The sequence below is a fragment of the Streptomyces sp. NPDC001851 genome, assembly GCF_040297165.1.
GTDB lineage: Bacteria > Actinomycetota > Actinomycetes > Streptomycetales > Streptomycetaceae > Streptomyces.
In genome coordinates this window covers 267,098-280,565 of record NZ_JBEOYR010000003.1, presented here as the reverse complement: position 1 = coordinate 280,565, position 13,468 = coordinate 267,098, and the positions used below count along the sequence as shown (strand labels likewise).

The 13,468-nt window shown below is 70.9% G+C and carries 13 protein-coding genes and 1 pseudogene; 4 read left to right on the top strand and 10 right to left on the bottom strand.

What is annotated here, in order from left to right:
• Positions 1–209 precede the first annotated feature (209 nt).
• Positions 210–911 (top strand): phosphatase PAP2 family protein, encoded by a 702-nt coding sequence (locus ABT171_RS06295; RefSeq protein ID WP_351240355.1) that lies wholly within the window; start codon positions 210–212, stop codon positions 909–911.
• Here the strand turns inward: ABT171_RS06295 and ABT171_RS06290 are convergent.
• The 7 genes from ABT171_RS06290 to ABT171_RS06260 all read right to left on the bottom strand — a co-directional run bounded on the left by ABT171_RS06290 (position 908) and on the right by ABT171_RS06260 (position 8,703).
• Positions 908–1,366: a hypothetical protein gene (locus tag ABT171_RS06290; RefSeq protein ID WP_351240353.1), complete on the bottom strand. Its 459-nt coding sequence runs from the start codon at positions 1,364–1,366 to the stop codon at positions 908–910. The two genes, ABT171_RS06295 and ABT171_RS06290, sit on opposite strands and share 4 nt — an antisense overlap.
• A 146-nt stretch (positions 1,367–1,512) precedes the next feature.
• Positions 1,513–2,943, bottom strand: coding sequence for an NAD(P)/FAD-dependent oxidoreductase (locus ABT171_RS06285; RefSeq protein WP_351240351.1), 1,431 nt, complete (start codon positions 2,941–2,943; stop codon positions 1,513–1,515).
• Positions 2,944–2,980: 37 nt separating this feature from the next.
• Complete coding sequence (locus ABT171_RS06280; protein ID WP_351240349.1) at positions 2,981–3,781, bottom strand: ABC transporter permease; 801 nt, start codon at positions 3,779–3,781, stop codon at positions 2,981–2,983.
• A complete protein-coding gene (locus tag ABT171_RS06275; RefSeq protein ID WP_351240347.1) occupies positions 3,782–4,711 on the bottom strand; it encodes an ABC transporter permease in 930 nt (309 codons plus the stop codon).
• A complete protein-coding gene (locus ABT171_RS06270; RefSeq protein WP_503074085.1) occupies positions 4,711–5,862 on the bottom strand; it encodes an ABC transporter ATP-binding protein in 1,152 nt (383 codons plus the stop codon). Before ABT171_RS06270 ends, ABT171_RS06275 begins: the two co-directional genes overlap by 1 nt.
• A gap of 5 nt (positions 5,863–5,867) precedes the next feature.
• Positions 5,868–7,115: an ABC transporter substrate-binding protein gene (locus tag ABT171_RS06265; protein ID WP_351240343.1), complete on the bottom strand. Its 1,248-nt coding sequence runs from the start codon at positions 7,113–7,115 to the stop codon at positions 5,868–5,870.
• A 52-nt stretch (positions 7,116–7,167) separates the two neighbouring features.
• Positions 7,168–8,703, bottom strand: coding sequence for a gamma-aminobutyraldehyde dehydrogenase (locus tag ABT171_RS06260; RefSeq protein ID WP_351240342.1), 1,536 nt, complete (start codon positions 8,701–8,703; stop codon positions 7,168–7,170).
• Between the two features lie 210 nt (positions 8,704–8,913).
• Here ABT171_RS06260 and ybiA point away from each other — a divergent pair, with 210 nt between their 5' ends.
• Entirely contained in the window at positions 8,914–9,477 is a 564-nt protein-coding gene (gene ybiA, locus ABT171_RS06255) for a riboflavin biosynthesis intermediates N-glycosidase (protein ID WP_351240341.1), read from the top strand.
• A gap of 67 nt (positions 9,478–9,544) precedes the next feature.
• Here ybiA and ABT171_RS06250 read toward each other — a convergent pair whose 3' ends face one another.
• Together ABT171_RS06250 and ABT171_RS06245 are read right to left on the bottom strand one after the other, a co-directional pair.
• A complete protein-coding gene (locus ABT171_RS06250; protein ID WP_351240340.1) occupies positions 9,545–9,997 on the bottom strand; it encodes a DUF4190 domain-containing protein in 453 nt (150 codons plus the stop codon).
• A gap of 102 nt (positions 9,998–10,099) precedes the next feature.
• A complete protein-coding gene (locus ABT171_RS06245; protein WP_503074084.1) occupies positions 10,100–10,840 on the bottom strand; it encodes a DUF4190 domain-containing protein in 741 nt (246 codons plus the stop codon).
• Positions 10,841–10,960: 120 nt separating this feature from the next.
• Here ABT171_RS06245 and ABT171_RS06240 point away from each other — a divergent pair.
• Both ABT171_RS06240 and ABT171_RS06235 read left to right on the top strand, forming a co-directional pair.
• A pseudogene (locus ABT171_RS06240) lies at positions 10,961–12,170 on the top strand (adenosine deaminase).
• 20 nt (positions 12,171–12,190) lie between these two features.
• Positions 12,191–12,928 (top strand): glycerophosphodiester phosphodiesterase, encoded by a 738-nt coding sequence (locus ABT171_RS06235; protein ID WP_351240336.1) that lies wholly within the window; start codon positions 12,191–12,193, stop codon positions 12,926–12,928.
• On the opposite strand, the gene ABT171_RS06230 is transcribed toward ABT171_RS06235, so the two are convergent.
• Positions 12,906–13,427, bottom strand: coding sequence for a hypothetical protein (locus ABT171_RS06230; RefSeq protein ID WP_351240334.1), 522 nt, complete (start codon positions 13,425–13,427; stop codon positions 12,906–12,908). The genes ABT171_RS06235 and ABT171_RS06230 overlap by 23 nt on opposite strands.
• Between the last annotated feature and the right edge of the window lie 41 nt (positions 13,428–13,468).

The window sequence follows — 13,468 nt, the reverse complement described above, 5'->3', positions numbered from 1 at the left end:
CGGGGCCTCCCCAGCTTCGACCTGGTCGTGCCCTCGCGCACACAACCGGCGCCTGACGGCTCCGGGATCTCCTCACCGATCGGACGGTCGCCGCCCCAAACCCCCCGGGGCGCGCGGCGTTCCGATCCGGACGGCCGCCTCGGAACGCCCCCCCTGTTCCGGGGCGGCCGACCTCCTTCGCGCCGAGCACGTCTGTCAGGCTGAGCGCCGTGTCGACCGCAGTCCGCCGCGCCCCGCTCCTCGGCCTCCCGGCCGTCCTCTTCGCGCTCATCACCTGGCAGGTGGTCGGCCACGGCCCGCTGCTGCGCCTGGACGCCCGCCTCAGCAGAGCCCTCGTCCATCCGGACCGGTTCTCCGGGCTTCTCTCCGACCTGGGGAACATCCAGGTCGCCGTCCCCGTGCTGGCCCTGGCCCTCGGGTGCGCGGCCTGGCGGGGACGCGCCGCCGGTGCGCACCGGTGGTGGCTGCCGCCGCTCGCCGCGGCCGTCCTGATGGCCCTGGTCCCGGCGGTCGTCGTACCGCTCAAGGACTGGACGGCACGGCCGGGGACCCCGGAGATGCCCCCGGGGGTGGGGTACTTCCCCTCCGGTCACACGGCCACGGCGGCCGTCGCCTACGGCTCCGCGACCCTGCTCCTGCTCCCCTGGCTGCGTTCCACGGCCGCCCGCCGCACCCTGGTCGCCGGCTGCGCGGCCCTTGTCCTCGGGGTGTCGTACGGCCTGGTCCGCCACGGCTACCACTGGCCGCTGGACGTGGTGGCCAGCTGGTGTCTGTGCACCGTGCCGCTGACCGCCCTCGCCCTGTTCACCGGCTTCGCCGGCCGCAGCAGGCGGCGAAGTCCTCCTGGAACTCCCCGTTCGCACGGCGGTCCCCGTTCACCGGCCACGCGGGTGAAGGACTCCCGGCCCTAACCGTCCCGCTCCCCGCCCCCGACCGGTCCCGCCGCCGCCTCGTGCATCGCCAGCTCCAGCAGCGCCGGGTCGGTCAGCGTGCCCGAGCCGTCCGGCGGCACCAGCCAGCGCACGCCCTGGGCGGCCCGGCCCGGATAGGGCACGACGATCCAGGTGCCGGATCCGGCGGTACGGATGCCGGTGCCGAGCCAGCGGGCCGCGGTGCCCGGGGGTACGAAGAACCCGACCCGGTTGTCACCGAGGTCGGCGAGTACCGGGCCGGGCCGGTCGATGACCCGGGTGAGCACGTCCAGGGTCGGATGCCCGAGGTCGCCCGGCAGGATCAGCACGTCCCAGGCCCGGCCGGCGGGCAGCAGCGCGACACCGAGGGGATTGCGCTCCCACGCCCAGCGGCAGGCCTCGGGATCCGGCGCGACGGATAGCAGCCACTCGACGGCCGTCTTCGCCCCAGTCATGAGAAGGCCTCCCTCTTCTCTCGCCCGACCGTCCCTGCGCGGTCGCGTCGGGAGGAGAGAGGGAGGCCTCGCGGGGGCATTACGCGGGTTTCGGGACCCGGTTCACGTGACCTGGATCACGCGACCTGGCTCACGAACGCACGGGCTCAGCTGTCGAAGCCCAGGCCCAGCCGGTCCATCGTCCGCAGCCACAGGTTGCGCCGGCCGCCGTGCGCGTCCGCGCGGGCCAGGGACCACTTGGTGAGGGCGATCCCGGTCCAGGCGAACGGCTCGGGCGGGAACGGCAGCGGCTTCCTGCGGACCATCTCCAGCTCCGTCCGCTCGGTGCGCTCCCCGTCCAGCAGGTCCAGCATCACGTCGGCGCCGAAGCGGGTCGCGCCGACGCCCAGGCCGGTGTAGCCCGCCGCGTACGCGACCTTCCCCTGGTGCGCCGTGCCGAAGAACGCCGAGAAGCGGGAGCAGGTGTCGATCGCGCCGCCCCAGGCGTGGGTGAAGCGGACGCCCTCCAGCTGCGGGAAGCAGGTGAAGAAGTGGCCCGCGAGCTTGGCGTACGTCTCCGGCCGGTCGTCGTACTCGGCGCGGACCCGGCCGCCGTAGTGGTGGATCGCGTCGTAGCCGCCCCAGAGGATGCGGTTGTCGGCGGACAGGCGGAAGTAGTGGAACTGGTTGGCCGAGTCGCCGAGGCCCTGTCTGTTCTTCCAGCCGACCGACTCCAGTTGCGCGTCGCTCAGCGGCTCGGTCATCAGCGCGTAGTCGTAGACCGGGACGGTGTAGGAGCGCACGCGGCGCAGCAGGCTCGGGAAGATGTTGGTGCCGAGGGCGACGCGCCGGGCGCGGACCGCGCCGTACGGGGTGCGTACGGCCATCCCGGCGCCGTACTGCTTGAGGGTCAGCGCGGGTGTGTGCTCGTACACCCGCACCCCGAGCCGCGTGCACGCCTTCTTCAGGCCCCAGGCCAGCTTGGCCGGGTGCAGCATCGCCACGCCTTCGCGGTCCCACAGGCCGGCCTCGAAGGTGGGCGAGTTCACCTGCTCGCGCACCGCGTCGGCGTCCAGGAACTCGATGCCGTCGGCGAGGCCCCTCTCCTCCAGTTCCCGGTGCCAGTCCTTCAGTTCCCAGGCCTGGTAGGTCTCGGTGGCGACATCGATCTCGCCGGTGCGCTCGAAGTCGCAGTCGATGCCGTGCCGGGCGATCGCGGCCTCGATCTCGTCGAGGTTGCGCCGGCCCAGCGCCTCCAGCTTGTGGATCTCGTCGGGCCAGCGGGTGAGGCCGTTGGGCAGGCCGTGGGTGAGGGAGGCGGCGCAGAAGCCGCCGTTGCGGCCGGAGGCGGCCCAGCCCACCTCGCGGCCTTCCAGCAGCACCACATCGCGCTGCGGGTCGCGCTCCTTGGCGTTCAGCGCGGTCCACAGCCCGCTGTAGCCGCCGCCTACGACCAGCAGGTCGCAGGTGTCGGTGCCGGTGAGGGCGGGCTCGGCGGACGGCTTGCCGGGGTCTTCCAGCCAGTACGGGACCGGCTGGGCTTCGGAGAGAGAGGAGATCCAGTTGTCTTTGCCACGGCTCATGGCGCTTGGGGCCATGATTTCAACTCCCTACAGAGGACTTTCCGGAAAAGGCCTATGCCTTTTGCTTGTTACGGCGGTTGCTGACGACCATCGAGGTCAGGACGAAGAGCACGGCGACGAGGAACATGGCCGTACCGATGACGTTGATCTGGACGGGCGTGCCGCGCTGCGCCGAACCCCACACGAACATCGGGAAGGTGACGGTCGAGCCGGCGTTGAAGTTCGTGATGATGAAGTCGTCGAAGGAGAGCGCGAACGACAGCAGCGCGCCCGCGGCGATGCCCGGCGCCGCGATCGGCAGGGTGACCCGCAGGAAGGTCTGCGCGGGGCCGGCGTACAGGTCCCGGGCGGCCTCCTCCAGGCGCGGGTCCATCGACATCACGCGCGCCTTGACCGCGGTGACGACGAAGCTGAGGCAGAACATGATGTGCGCGATCAGGATCGTGTAGAAGCCCAGCTGGGCGCCCATGTTGAGGAACAGGGTGAGCAGCGAGGCGGCCATGACGACCTCGGGCATCGCCATCGGCAGGAAGATCAGCGAGTTGACGGCGCCGCGGGCGCGGAAGCGGTAGCGGACCAGCGCGAAGGCGATCATCGTGCCGAGCAGGGTGGCGCCGATCGTCGCCCATACGGCGATCTGGAGGCTGATGGAGAGCGAGCCGCACATGTCGGCGACGCCGCACGGCTGCTTCCAGGCGTCCAGCGAGAACTGCTGCCACTCGTAGTTGAAGCGTCCCTTCGGCTTGTTGAAGGAGAACACCGTGACGATGACGTTCGGCAGCAGCAGGTACGCGAGCGTCAGGAGCCCCGCGATGACGACGAGATGGCGCTTGAGCCAGGTGACGAAGGGCATTTAGACCAGATCCTCCGTCCCGGACCGGCGGATGTAGATCGTGACCATGGCCAGGATGGCGGCCATGAGGATGAAGGACAGGGCCGCGGCGGTCGGGTAGTCCAGGATCCGCAGGAACTGCGTCTGGATGACGTTGCCGATCATGCGGGTGTCGGTGGAGCCGAGGAGTTCGGCGTTGACGTAGTCACCGGCCGCGGGGATGAAGGTCAGCAGGGTGCCGGAGACCACGCCCGGCATCGACAGCGGGAAGGTGACCTTGCGGAAGGTGGTCCACGGCTTGGCGTACAGGTCGCCGGCCGCCTCGTGCAGCCTCCCGTCGATCCGCTCCAGCGAGGTGTAGAGGGGGAGGATCATGAACGGGAGGAAGTTGTACGTCAGCCCGCAGACGACCGCCAGTGGTGTGGCCAGGACGCGGTCGCCGGCCGTCCAGCCGAGCCAGTTGGTGAGGTCCAGGACGTGCAGCGAGCTCAGGGCGTGCACGACCGGGCCGTTGTCGGCGAGGATCGTCTTCCAGGCCAGGGTGCGGATCAGGAAGCTGGTGAAGAACGGCGCGATCACCAGGATCATGATCAGGTTCCGCCAGCGGCCCGCGCGGAAGGCGATCAGGTAGGCCAGCGGATAGCCGAGCAGCAGGCAGCCCGCGGTCGCGGCGGCGGCGTAGAGGACGGACCGCAGGAACTGCGGCCAGTATTCGCTGAGCGCGTCCCAGTAGGTCACGAAGTGCCAGGTGACCTTGTAGCCGGTCTCCAGGGAGCCGGTCTGCACGGAGGTGGAGGCCTGGTAGATCATCGGCAGCGCGAAGAAGACCACCAGCCACAGCAGGCCGGGCAGCAGCAGCCAGTACGGGGTGAACCGGCCGCGTCTGCGCGGGGGCTTCTTCTCCGGTGCGGTGGGCGCGAGGGGCGGGGGCGCCTCGGTGAGTGTCGACATCAGGCGGCCGCCTCTTCCTCGGTGCCCGCGTCGATGTCCTGAGCGGCGTCCAGGCCGAAGGTGTGCGCCGGGCTCCAGTGCAGGACGACGTCGGCGCCGGGCACCAGCCGGCCGTCGCGCTCGACGTTCTGGACGTAGACCGAGAGTTCGTCGCAGACCGGGCTGTCGATCACGTACTGGGTGGAGACGCCGATGAAGCTGGCGTCGGCGATCTTGCCGGTGAGGCGGTTGCGGCCCTCGGGGATCGAGCCCGCGTCGTCGGCGTGCGTGAGCGCGATCTTCTCGGGGCGGATGCCGACCAGCACCTTGCCGCCGGCCGTGGTGGGGGCGGAACATCGCGCCTCGGGCAGCACCAGCTTGCCGCCGGCCGCCTTGAGCACGATGTCGTCGCCGTTCCTGGTGTCGACCTCGGCCTCGATGAGGTTGGAGGTGCCGAGGAAGTTCGCGACGAAGGTCGTCTGCGGGTTCTCGTAGAGGTCGGTCGGCGAGCCGAGCTGTTCGACGCGGCCCGCGTTCATCACGGCGACCGTGTCGGCCATGGTCATGGCCTCCTCCTGGTCGTGCGTGACGTGCACGAAGGTGATGCCGACCTCGGTCTGGATGCGCTTGAGCTCCAGCTGCATCTGGCGGCGCAGCTTGAGGTCGAGGGCGCCGAGCGGCTCGTCGAGGAGGAGCACCTTCGGGTGGTTGATGAGGGCGCGGGCGACGGCGACGCGCTGCTGCTGGCCGCCGGAGAGCTGGTGCGGCTTCTTGCGCGCCTGCTCGCCCAGCTGGACCAGCTCCAGCATCTCCTCGACCTGCTTCTTCACGCTCTTGATGCCGCGCCGGCGCAGACCGAAGGCGACGTTCTCGAAGATGTCCAGGTGCGGGAAGAGGGCGTAGGACTGGAAGACCGTGTTGACCGGCCGTTTGTACGGCGGCAGGTGGGTGACGTCCTGGTCGCCGAGGCGCACGGTCCCGGAGGAAGGTTCCTCCAGGCCGGCGATCATGCGCAGGGTGGTGGTCTTGCCGCAGCCGGAGGCGCCGAGCAGGGCGAAGAAGGAGCCCTGCGGCACGGTCAGGTCGAGCGGCTGTACGGCGGTGAAGCCGTTGTCGTAGGTCTTGGAGATACCGGAGAGGCGGACGTCGCCGCTGTTGTCTGGTGTCGTCATCGTCGTCACGCCCCTGTGAGCTTCGAGAACTTCTGCTGGTAGGCCGTCTCTTCCTTCTGCGTCAGCGCGCGGAAGGCGTGGGACCTCGCCTGTATGGCCTTGTCGGGAATGATCAGCGGGTTGCCCGCCGCCGACTTGTCGATCTTCGCAAGATAGGGCTTCACGTTCGCGACGGGGCTCACGTAGTTGATGTACGCGGCCAGCTCGGCGGCCGGTCCGGGCTCGTAGAAGTAGTCGATGAGCCGCTCGGCGTTCGTCTTGTGGCGCGCCTTGTTGGGGATCAGCATGTTGTCGGTCGACGTCATGTAGCCGCTGTCGGGGATCACATAGCCGACGTCCGGGTTGTCCGACTGCAGCTGCACGATGTCACCGCCCCACGCGATGCACGCGGCGAAGTCCCCCTTGGTGAGGTCGGAGGTGTAGTCGTTGCCGGTGAAGCGGCGGATCTGGCCCTGGTCGACGGCCTTCTGGAGGCGGGCGATCACCGCGTCGAAGTCGTCGTCGGTGAACTTCGCCGGGTCCTTGCCCATGTCGAGCATGGTCATGCCGATGCTGTCGCGCATCTCGGTGAGGAAGCCGACGCGGCCCTTGAGCCGGGGGTTGTCGAGCAGGTCGGAGACCGACTTCACCTCGATGCCGTCGAGCGCCTTCTTGTTGTAGGCGATGACGGTGGAGATGCCCTGCCAGGGGTACGAGTAGGCGCGGCCCGGGTCCCAGTCGGGGGCGCGGAACTGGTCCGACAGGTTGGCGAAGGCGTGCGGCAGGTTGGCCGGGTCCAGTTTCTGGACGTACCCGAGGCGGATCATGCGGGCGGCCAGCCAGTCGGTGAGCACGATGAGGTCACGGCCGGTGTCCTGGCCCGCGGCGAGCTGCGGCTGGATCTTGCCGAAGAACTCGTCGTTGTCGTTGATGTCCTCGGTGTACTTGACCTGGATGCCGGTCCGCCGGGCGAACGCGTCGAGCGTGGGGTGGCGCTTGCCCTTGTCGTCCACGTCGATGTACTCGGGCCAGTTGGAGAAGTCGACGACCTTCTCCTTGGCCGAGTGGTCGTCCGCGGGGACGCCGCCCTGCGTCTTGGTCGCCGCGGGGATGCCGCAGGCGCTCAGCGCGCCGAGTCCGCCGGCCGCGAGCGCACCGCCCGCGGACGCCCGCAGCAGGGACCGGCGGGTCATGGCGGCCCGGCCGTTGCGGAGGCTGCGCCGCATCGCGGCGACTTCGACCGGTGTCAGGCGGTCGGGCTCGTACTGCTCCATGCGCGTGGTGCCCTTTCGGGAGTGATCGGCCTGGTCACTGGCCTGGTCGTCGCTAGCGGTCCCCGAAAACGGTGCGGTGCCAGTCCTTCGCGGCCACCGCGGTGTTGTCGAACATTACGTGTTTGACCTGCGTGTACTCCTCGAAGGAGTACGCCGACATGTCCTTGCCGAAGCCGGAGGCCTTGTAGCCGCCGTGCGGCATCTCACTGATGATCGGGATGTGGTCGTTGATCCACACGCAGCCCGCCTTGATCTCGCGGGTGCAGCGGTTGGCGCGGTAGACGTTCGTGCTCCACGCGGAGGCGGCGAGGCCGTAGGGGGTGTCGTTGGCCAGCCGGATGCCCTCATCATCACCGTCGAAGGGCAGGACGACCAGTACGGGGCCGAAGATCTCGGACTGGACGATCTCGCTGTCCTGGGCGGCGTCGGCGATCAGGGTCGGCCGGTAGTAGGCGCCGTTCTCCAGCCCGCCCTTCGGTGCCTCGCCGCCGGTCACCACGCGCGCGTAGGCACGGGCGCGGTCCACGAAGCCGGCCACCCGGTCCCGGTGGACGTGCGAGATGAGCGGGCCGAGGTCGGTGCCGACGGCGAACGGGTCCCCGAGCCGGACGGTCTCCATCAGCGCGGCGGTCCGCTCGACGAACGCCTCGTACAGCGGTCGCTGCACGTACGCGCGCGTGGCGGCCGTGCAGTCCTGTCCGCTGTTGATGAGCGCCCCGGCGACGGCTCCGTGGACGGCGGCTTCCAGATCGGCGTCGTCGAACACGACGAAGGGCGCCTTGCCGCCGAGCTCCAGGTGCAGCCGCTTGACGGTGGCGGTGGCGACCTCGGCGACGCGTCTGCCGACGGCGGTGGACCCGGTGAAGGAGGTCATGGCGACATCGGGGTGGCCGACCAGGTGCTCCCCCGCTTCCTTCCCGGTACCGGTGACGATGTTGATCACACCGTCGGGGAGGCCGGCGTCCGTGGCGGCCTGGGCGAAGAGCAGCGAGGTGAGCGGAGTCAGCTCGGCGGGCTTCAGCACGATGGTGTTGCCGGCGGCGATCGCCGGGAGGATCTTCCAGGCGGCCATCTGGAGCGGGTAGTTCCAGGGCGCGATCGACCCGACCACGCCGATCGGCTCGCGCCGGACGTACGAGGTGTGGTCGCCCGAGTACTCGCCGGCGGACTGGCCCTGCAGGTGCCGGGCGGCGCCCGCGAAGAAGGCGGTGTTGTCGATCGTCCCCGGTACGTCGAACTCGCGGGTCAGCTTCAGCGGCTTGCCGCACTGCAGCGACTCGGCGCGGGCGAAGTCCTCGGCGCGCCCGGCGAGCACGGCCGCGAACCGGTGCAGGGCGTCGGAGCGCTCGCCCGGGGTGGCCGAGGCCCAGCCCGGGAAGGCCTCGCGCGCGGCGGCGACGGCCGCGTCGACGTCGTCGGTGCCGGCCAGCTCGTAGCGGTACACCTCCTCGCCGGTGGCGGGGTCTACCACGGCGTGGGTACGGCCCGAGGTGCCCTTGGTCAGCCGGCCGGCGATGAACTGCGCGCCGGCGACGAATCGCTCCTCGGCGGGAAATCGTTCCGGGGTGGCGGTGCCCGGGTTGTGCATGTCGCTCTCCTCCGCCGTTTCGCCCCGTCCCGGGGGGTGGGTGGCGTAGCTCCAGCTCGATTTGAGTGCCGATCCTGACAGAGGTAATGGACTCCAACAAGTGATTCCGTTGTTGCCTTTTGGTTACGCGACGGAATCTGTCGACCAGGTGTCGAGTCCGGAGCGAAAAGGCCGGACGGAGTGTCAGTGGTGCGTGCCAGACTCGCGTGCATGGGGAAGATCGACGGGGTGGAAGCCCTGATCAGGGAGGTCCGGGCAGGGGCCCGGATCACGTATCTGCACTTCTGGGGGCACCGGCCGCGGCCGGACGGCCGGATCGGCGCGAGCTGTCTGAGCCAGTGGTGGCCGTCCCCGTTCACGGTGGACGGGGTGGAGTACGCCACGGCCGAGCACTGGATGATGGCCGGCAAGGCGCGGCTGTTCGGGGACGCGGAGGCGGAGCGCCGGGTGCTGGCCGCGGAGCATCCCGCTCAGGCCAAGAAGGCGGGGCGGCTGGTCCGGGGCTTCGACGAGGCGGTGTGGGAGCGGGAGCGCTTCCGGCTCGTGGTCGAGGGCAGTGTCCACAAGTTCGCGTCGGACGACGACCTGCGGGTGTTCCTGCTGGGCACCGGCGACCGGGTGCTGGTGGAGGCGAGCCCCGTGGACCGCATATGGGGCATCGGCCTCGCGGCGGACGACGAGGCGGCCTCGGATCCGGAGCGGTGGCGCGGGCCGAACCTGCTGGGGTTCGCGCTGATGGAAGCGCGGGAGCGGTTGTCGGGGGCCGGGGCCTGAGCGGACCGGGAGCTGGGGGGCCGGCCCGGTGCCAGGCCCCCGTTCGCTTCCTGGTCCGCCGGGACCGTCAGACCGTGCTGGCGCTGAAGAGGCTGGCGAAGAAGACGAAGACCAGCAGCGGCAGGAGCACGGTGGCGATGATGCCGCACACGAGACCGGCGGTCGCCGCGCCCCTGTTGGTGGCCTCACCGCGGTTGGCCTTGCCCCGGCCGACGGCACCGAAGATGATCGCCAGGATGCCCAGGATCATCCCGAGGACTTCCATGGCGATGGTGAGGCTGCAGACCACTCCGATGATGCCCAGCACCAGTCCCGCGGTGCCCATGCCGTTGCTCGGCTGCATCTGCATCGCATAGCCGGGGGCCTGCGGGTATGCCGTGGGCGGCGCGGCCGGGTAGGACGGCCCCGGCCCCGACTGGGGGTAGCCGTAACCGGGCCCCGGCTGCTGCGGGTATCCGTAGCCCGGCGGCTGCTGCGGAGCCGGCGGACCGAAACCGGGTTCCGGGTTGATGTTGGACATGAAGCGGGTTCCCCTCCGTTGACGATCAAGGCATCGTAATGGCCGTACGGAGGAGCGGGAGCGGGTTCCGGCCGACGGATGAGGGGCCGCGGCCCGGCGGACTCAGCGGCCGGCGGCCACCGTCACCGGGACGCTGCGGGCGGAGTTGTCGTCGTAGGGGTCGGTGTGCTTGCTGCCCTCGTGGATGGCGGCGGTGATACCGATCGCGAGCAGGACGATCACAGCGATGCCGAGCACGATGCCGACGACACCCATGATCAGGCCCGCCTGGGCCTGGCCGTGGTTGGTGGCCTCACCGAGATCGGCCCGCCGGCGGCCCTTGATGCCGAAGACCACCGCCAGGATGCCGAGGACCACCGAGACGACGCCGTACATGCAGAACAGGCACAGGGAGAGGATGCCGAGCACCATCGCCGCGGTGCCCATGCCGTTCTGCGGGGCCATCGGCATGCCGGGCCAGCCGTAGCCCGCCGAGTAGCCGGGGTAGCCGTAGCCGCCGGAAGCGGGCGGTGCGGGTATGCCGGGGCCCGAGGGGGCGATCGGCGGGGGCGGCACCGCCTCGCCGCCCACCGGTGCCGTGCCCGGCACGCCGTATCCGGAGGCGGCGGGCGGCGGCGCGAAGCCGGGAGGGGAGGCGGGCGGCGGGAAGCCGGGGGCGGGCGGTGCGAAGCCGTCGGTCGGCAGCGAGGTCATGGTCGCCTGGTCGTGCACGGACGGCGGCTGCACGGGCGGTTGGGCCTCCGCCTGGGGCGGCTGCTTCTCCAGCGAAGTCCGCTGCTCGGGCGGCGCCCATATGTTGTGGTCGCCCCCCGGGGTGCCACTCGGCTGCGCTCCGTCACTCACGGGCATGTCCCCCTCGGTCGTTCGTCCCGCCATGCTACGGCCTCGCCGCCGGACCACCGCGGCCCGGTCCCACCGGTCCGCCGGACCCGCCGCCCGCGGGGGCGGCCGGCGAGGTGCCGGGTGTCCCGGGGCACCACCGGGCCTCCGCCGACCGGTCCGCACCCGCCGCCCGCCTACGATGTCGTCCGTGCCACCGATCAGCCGATCACCCGCGCCTCGCCCGTACCGGGCCGCCGGCGCCCTGCCCGGGGAGGACCCCATGACCGACAGCAGCTCCGTACCCGCCGCCGGCACGGCCGACCGCGATCTGCGGGCCTTCATCGCCGGGCTGCCCAAGGCCGAACTGCACGTCCACCACGTCGGCTCCGCCTCCCCGCGCATCGTCTCGGAGCTGGCCGCCCGGCACCCCGACTCCAAGGTGCCCACCGACCCCGAGGCCCTGGCCGACTTCTTCACCTTCACCGACTTCGCGCACTTCATCGACGTGTACCTGTCGGTCGTCGACCTGATCCGCACCCCGGAGGACGTCCGGCTGCTCACCTACGAGGTGGCCCGCGACCTGGCCCGGCAGCAGGTGCGGTACGCCGAGCTGACCGTCACGCCCTTCTCCTCGACCCGGCGCGGCATCGACGAGCTGGCGTTCATGGCGGCGATCGAGGACGCCCGCAAGGCGGCCGAGGCCGAGTTCGGGACCGTGCTGCGGTGGTGCTTCGACATCCCCGGTGAGGCCGGGCTGGAATCGGCCGAGGAGACGGCACGGCTCGCCACCGACGACCGGATCCGCCCGGAGGGGCTCGTGTCGTTCGGGCTGGGCGGGCCCGAGATCGGCGTCCCCCGGCCGCAGTTCAAGCCGTACTTCGACCGGGCCATCGCCGCCGGTCTGCACTCCGTGCCGCACGCCGGCGAGACGACCGGCCCGGAGACGGTGTGGGACGCCCTGCGCGAACTGCGCGCGGAGCGGATCGGGCACGGCACCAGCTCCGCGCAGGACCCCGAGCTGCTCGCGCACCTCGCCGAGCACCGCATCCCGCTGGAGGTCTGCCCGACCTCCAACATCGCCACCCGCGCGGTCCGCACCCTGGACGAGCACCCGGTCAGGGAGTTCGTGCGGGCAGGGGTGCTGGTCACGATCAACTCCGACGACCCGCCGATGTTCGGCACCGACCTCAACAACGAGTACGCGGTGGCCGCCCGGCTGCTGGACCTGGACGAGCGGGGTCTGGCCGGCCTCGCCCGCAACGCGGTGGAGGCGTCCTTCCTGGACGCCGAGGGCAAGGCCCGTATCGCGGCGGAGATCGACACGTACACCAGCACCTGGCTCGCCTCCTGACGCCCACCACAATGGGGGCCATGCAGACCGTGACCGCCGTGGCCCACCGCGGCGCCCCCTACCGTTTCCGCGAGAACACCGTCGACTCGCTGCGTTCCGCGCTCGACCAGGGCGCGGACGCGGTCGAGATCGACGTACGGCTCACCCGCGACGGCGTCCCCGTGCTGCTGCACGACGCGACGCTCGCGCGGCTGTGGGACGTCGACCGGCCGCTCGGCGCGCTGTCCGCGGAGGAACTGCGCGGGCTCACCGCGGGCGGGGTGCCGACGCTCGCCGAGGCACTGGCCGCGACCGGTGACTGCCGGGTGATGGTGGACCTGTGCGGGCGGCCCGGCCGACGGTCGGTGGACCGGATCATGGACGTGGTCCGGCAGAGCGGTGCCCGGGAACGCGTCTACTACTGCGCGGGCGCCGAGGCGATGCTCGCCGTCCGCGCCGCCGACCCGGCCGCCGAGATCGCCCTGACCTGGACGACGCTCGCCCCGCCCCGGCCCGTGCTGCTGGACGTGGTCCGCCCGCGCTGGCTCAACTACCGTTTCTCGCTGGTCAGCCGGGAGCTGGCGGCCCGGGTGCACCACGGCGGACATCTGCTGTCCGTGTGGACCCCGGACACCCGCCGCTCGATGAGCCGCCTGCTGGAGCTGGGCGTCGACTCGATCACCACGAACCGGATCGACGCCCTGCACGCCCTGCGCGACGGCGGCCGGGCAGGACGAGGTCCGGCGCCCGCCACGGCTACGGAGCAGCCGGAGCGCTGAGCGGTGCGCTGAGCGCCGCCAGGCGCTTGATCTTCTTCCGTACGACGTACAGCGGGACGACTCCGAACACCCCGAAGGACATGTCGATCAGGCTCCAGAAGAAGGGGATCCCCCGGATCGGGCCGCAGATCAGGGCGAGCGGGATGATGCCGGCGCAGGCGATCATCCCGAACTCGACGACCCAGATGTTGCGGACGGGGTCGCGGTACGCGCCGTAGAAGGCGACCGCGATGACGAGGTGGGCGAAGGCCAGCCAGTCGGTGCCGTAGAGCAGGAACGGGTAGTCGGCGTCGGCCGTGTCGAGTCCGTCGCGCACCCGCGTGATCCAGGCCATGAGTCCCGGCAGGTGCTCCGGCACGGACAGGGCGCGCAACGCGCTGTCCGTCCACCGCAGTTCGTGCACCAGGGGGAAGGCCGTGGCCCCGCTGAGCACGAGGCACACGACGAAGAGGACCAACCAGACGCGAATGCCCTTGAGCAGGGCGGCTCTGTCGCTCATGGAAGGAGCGTACGCCCGTATTTGAACGCGTTCAAAAGTGG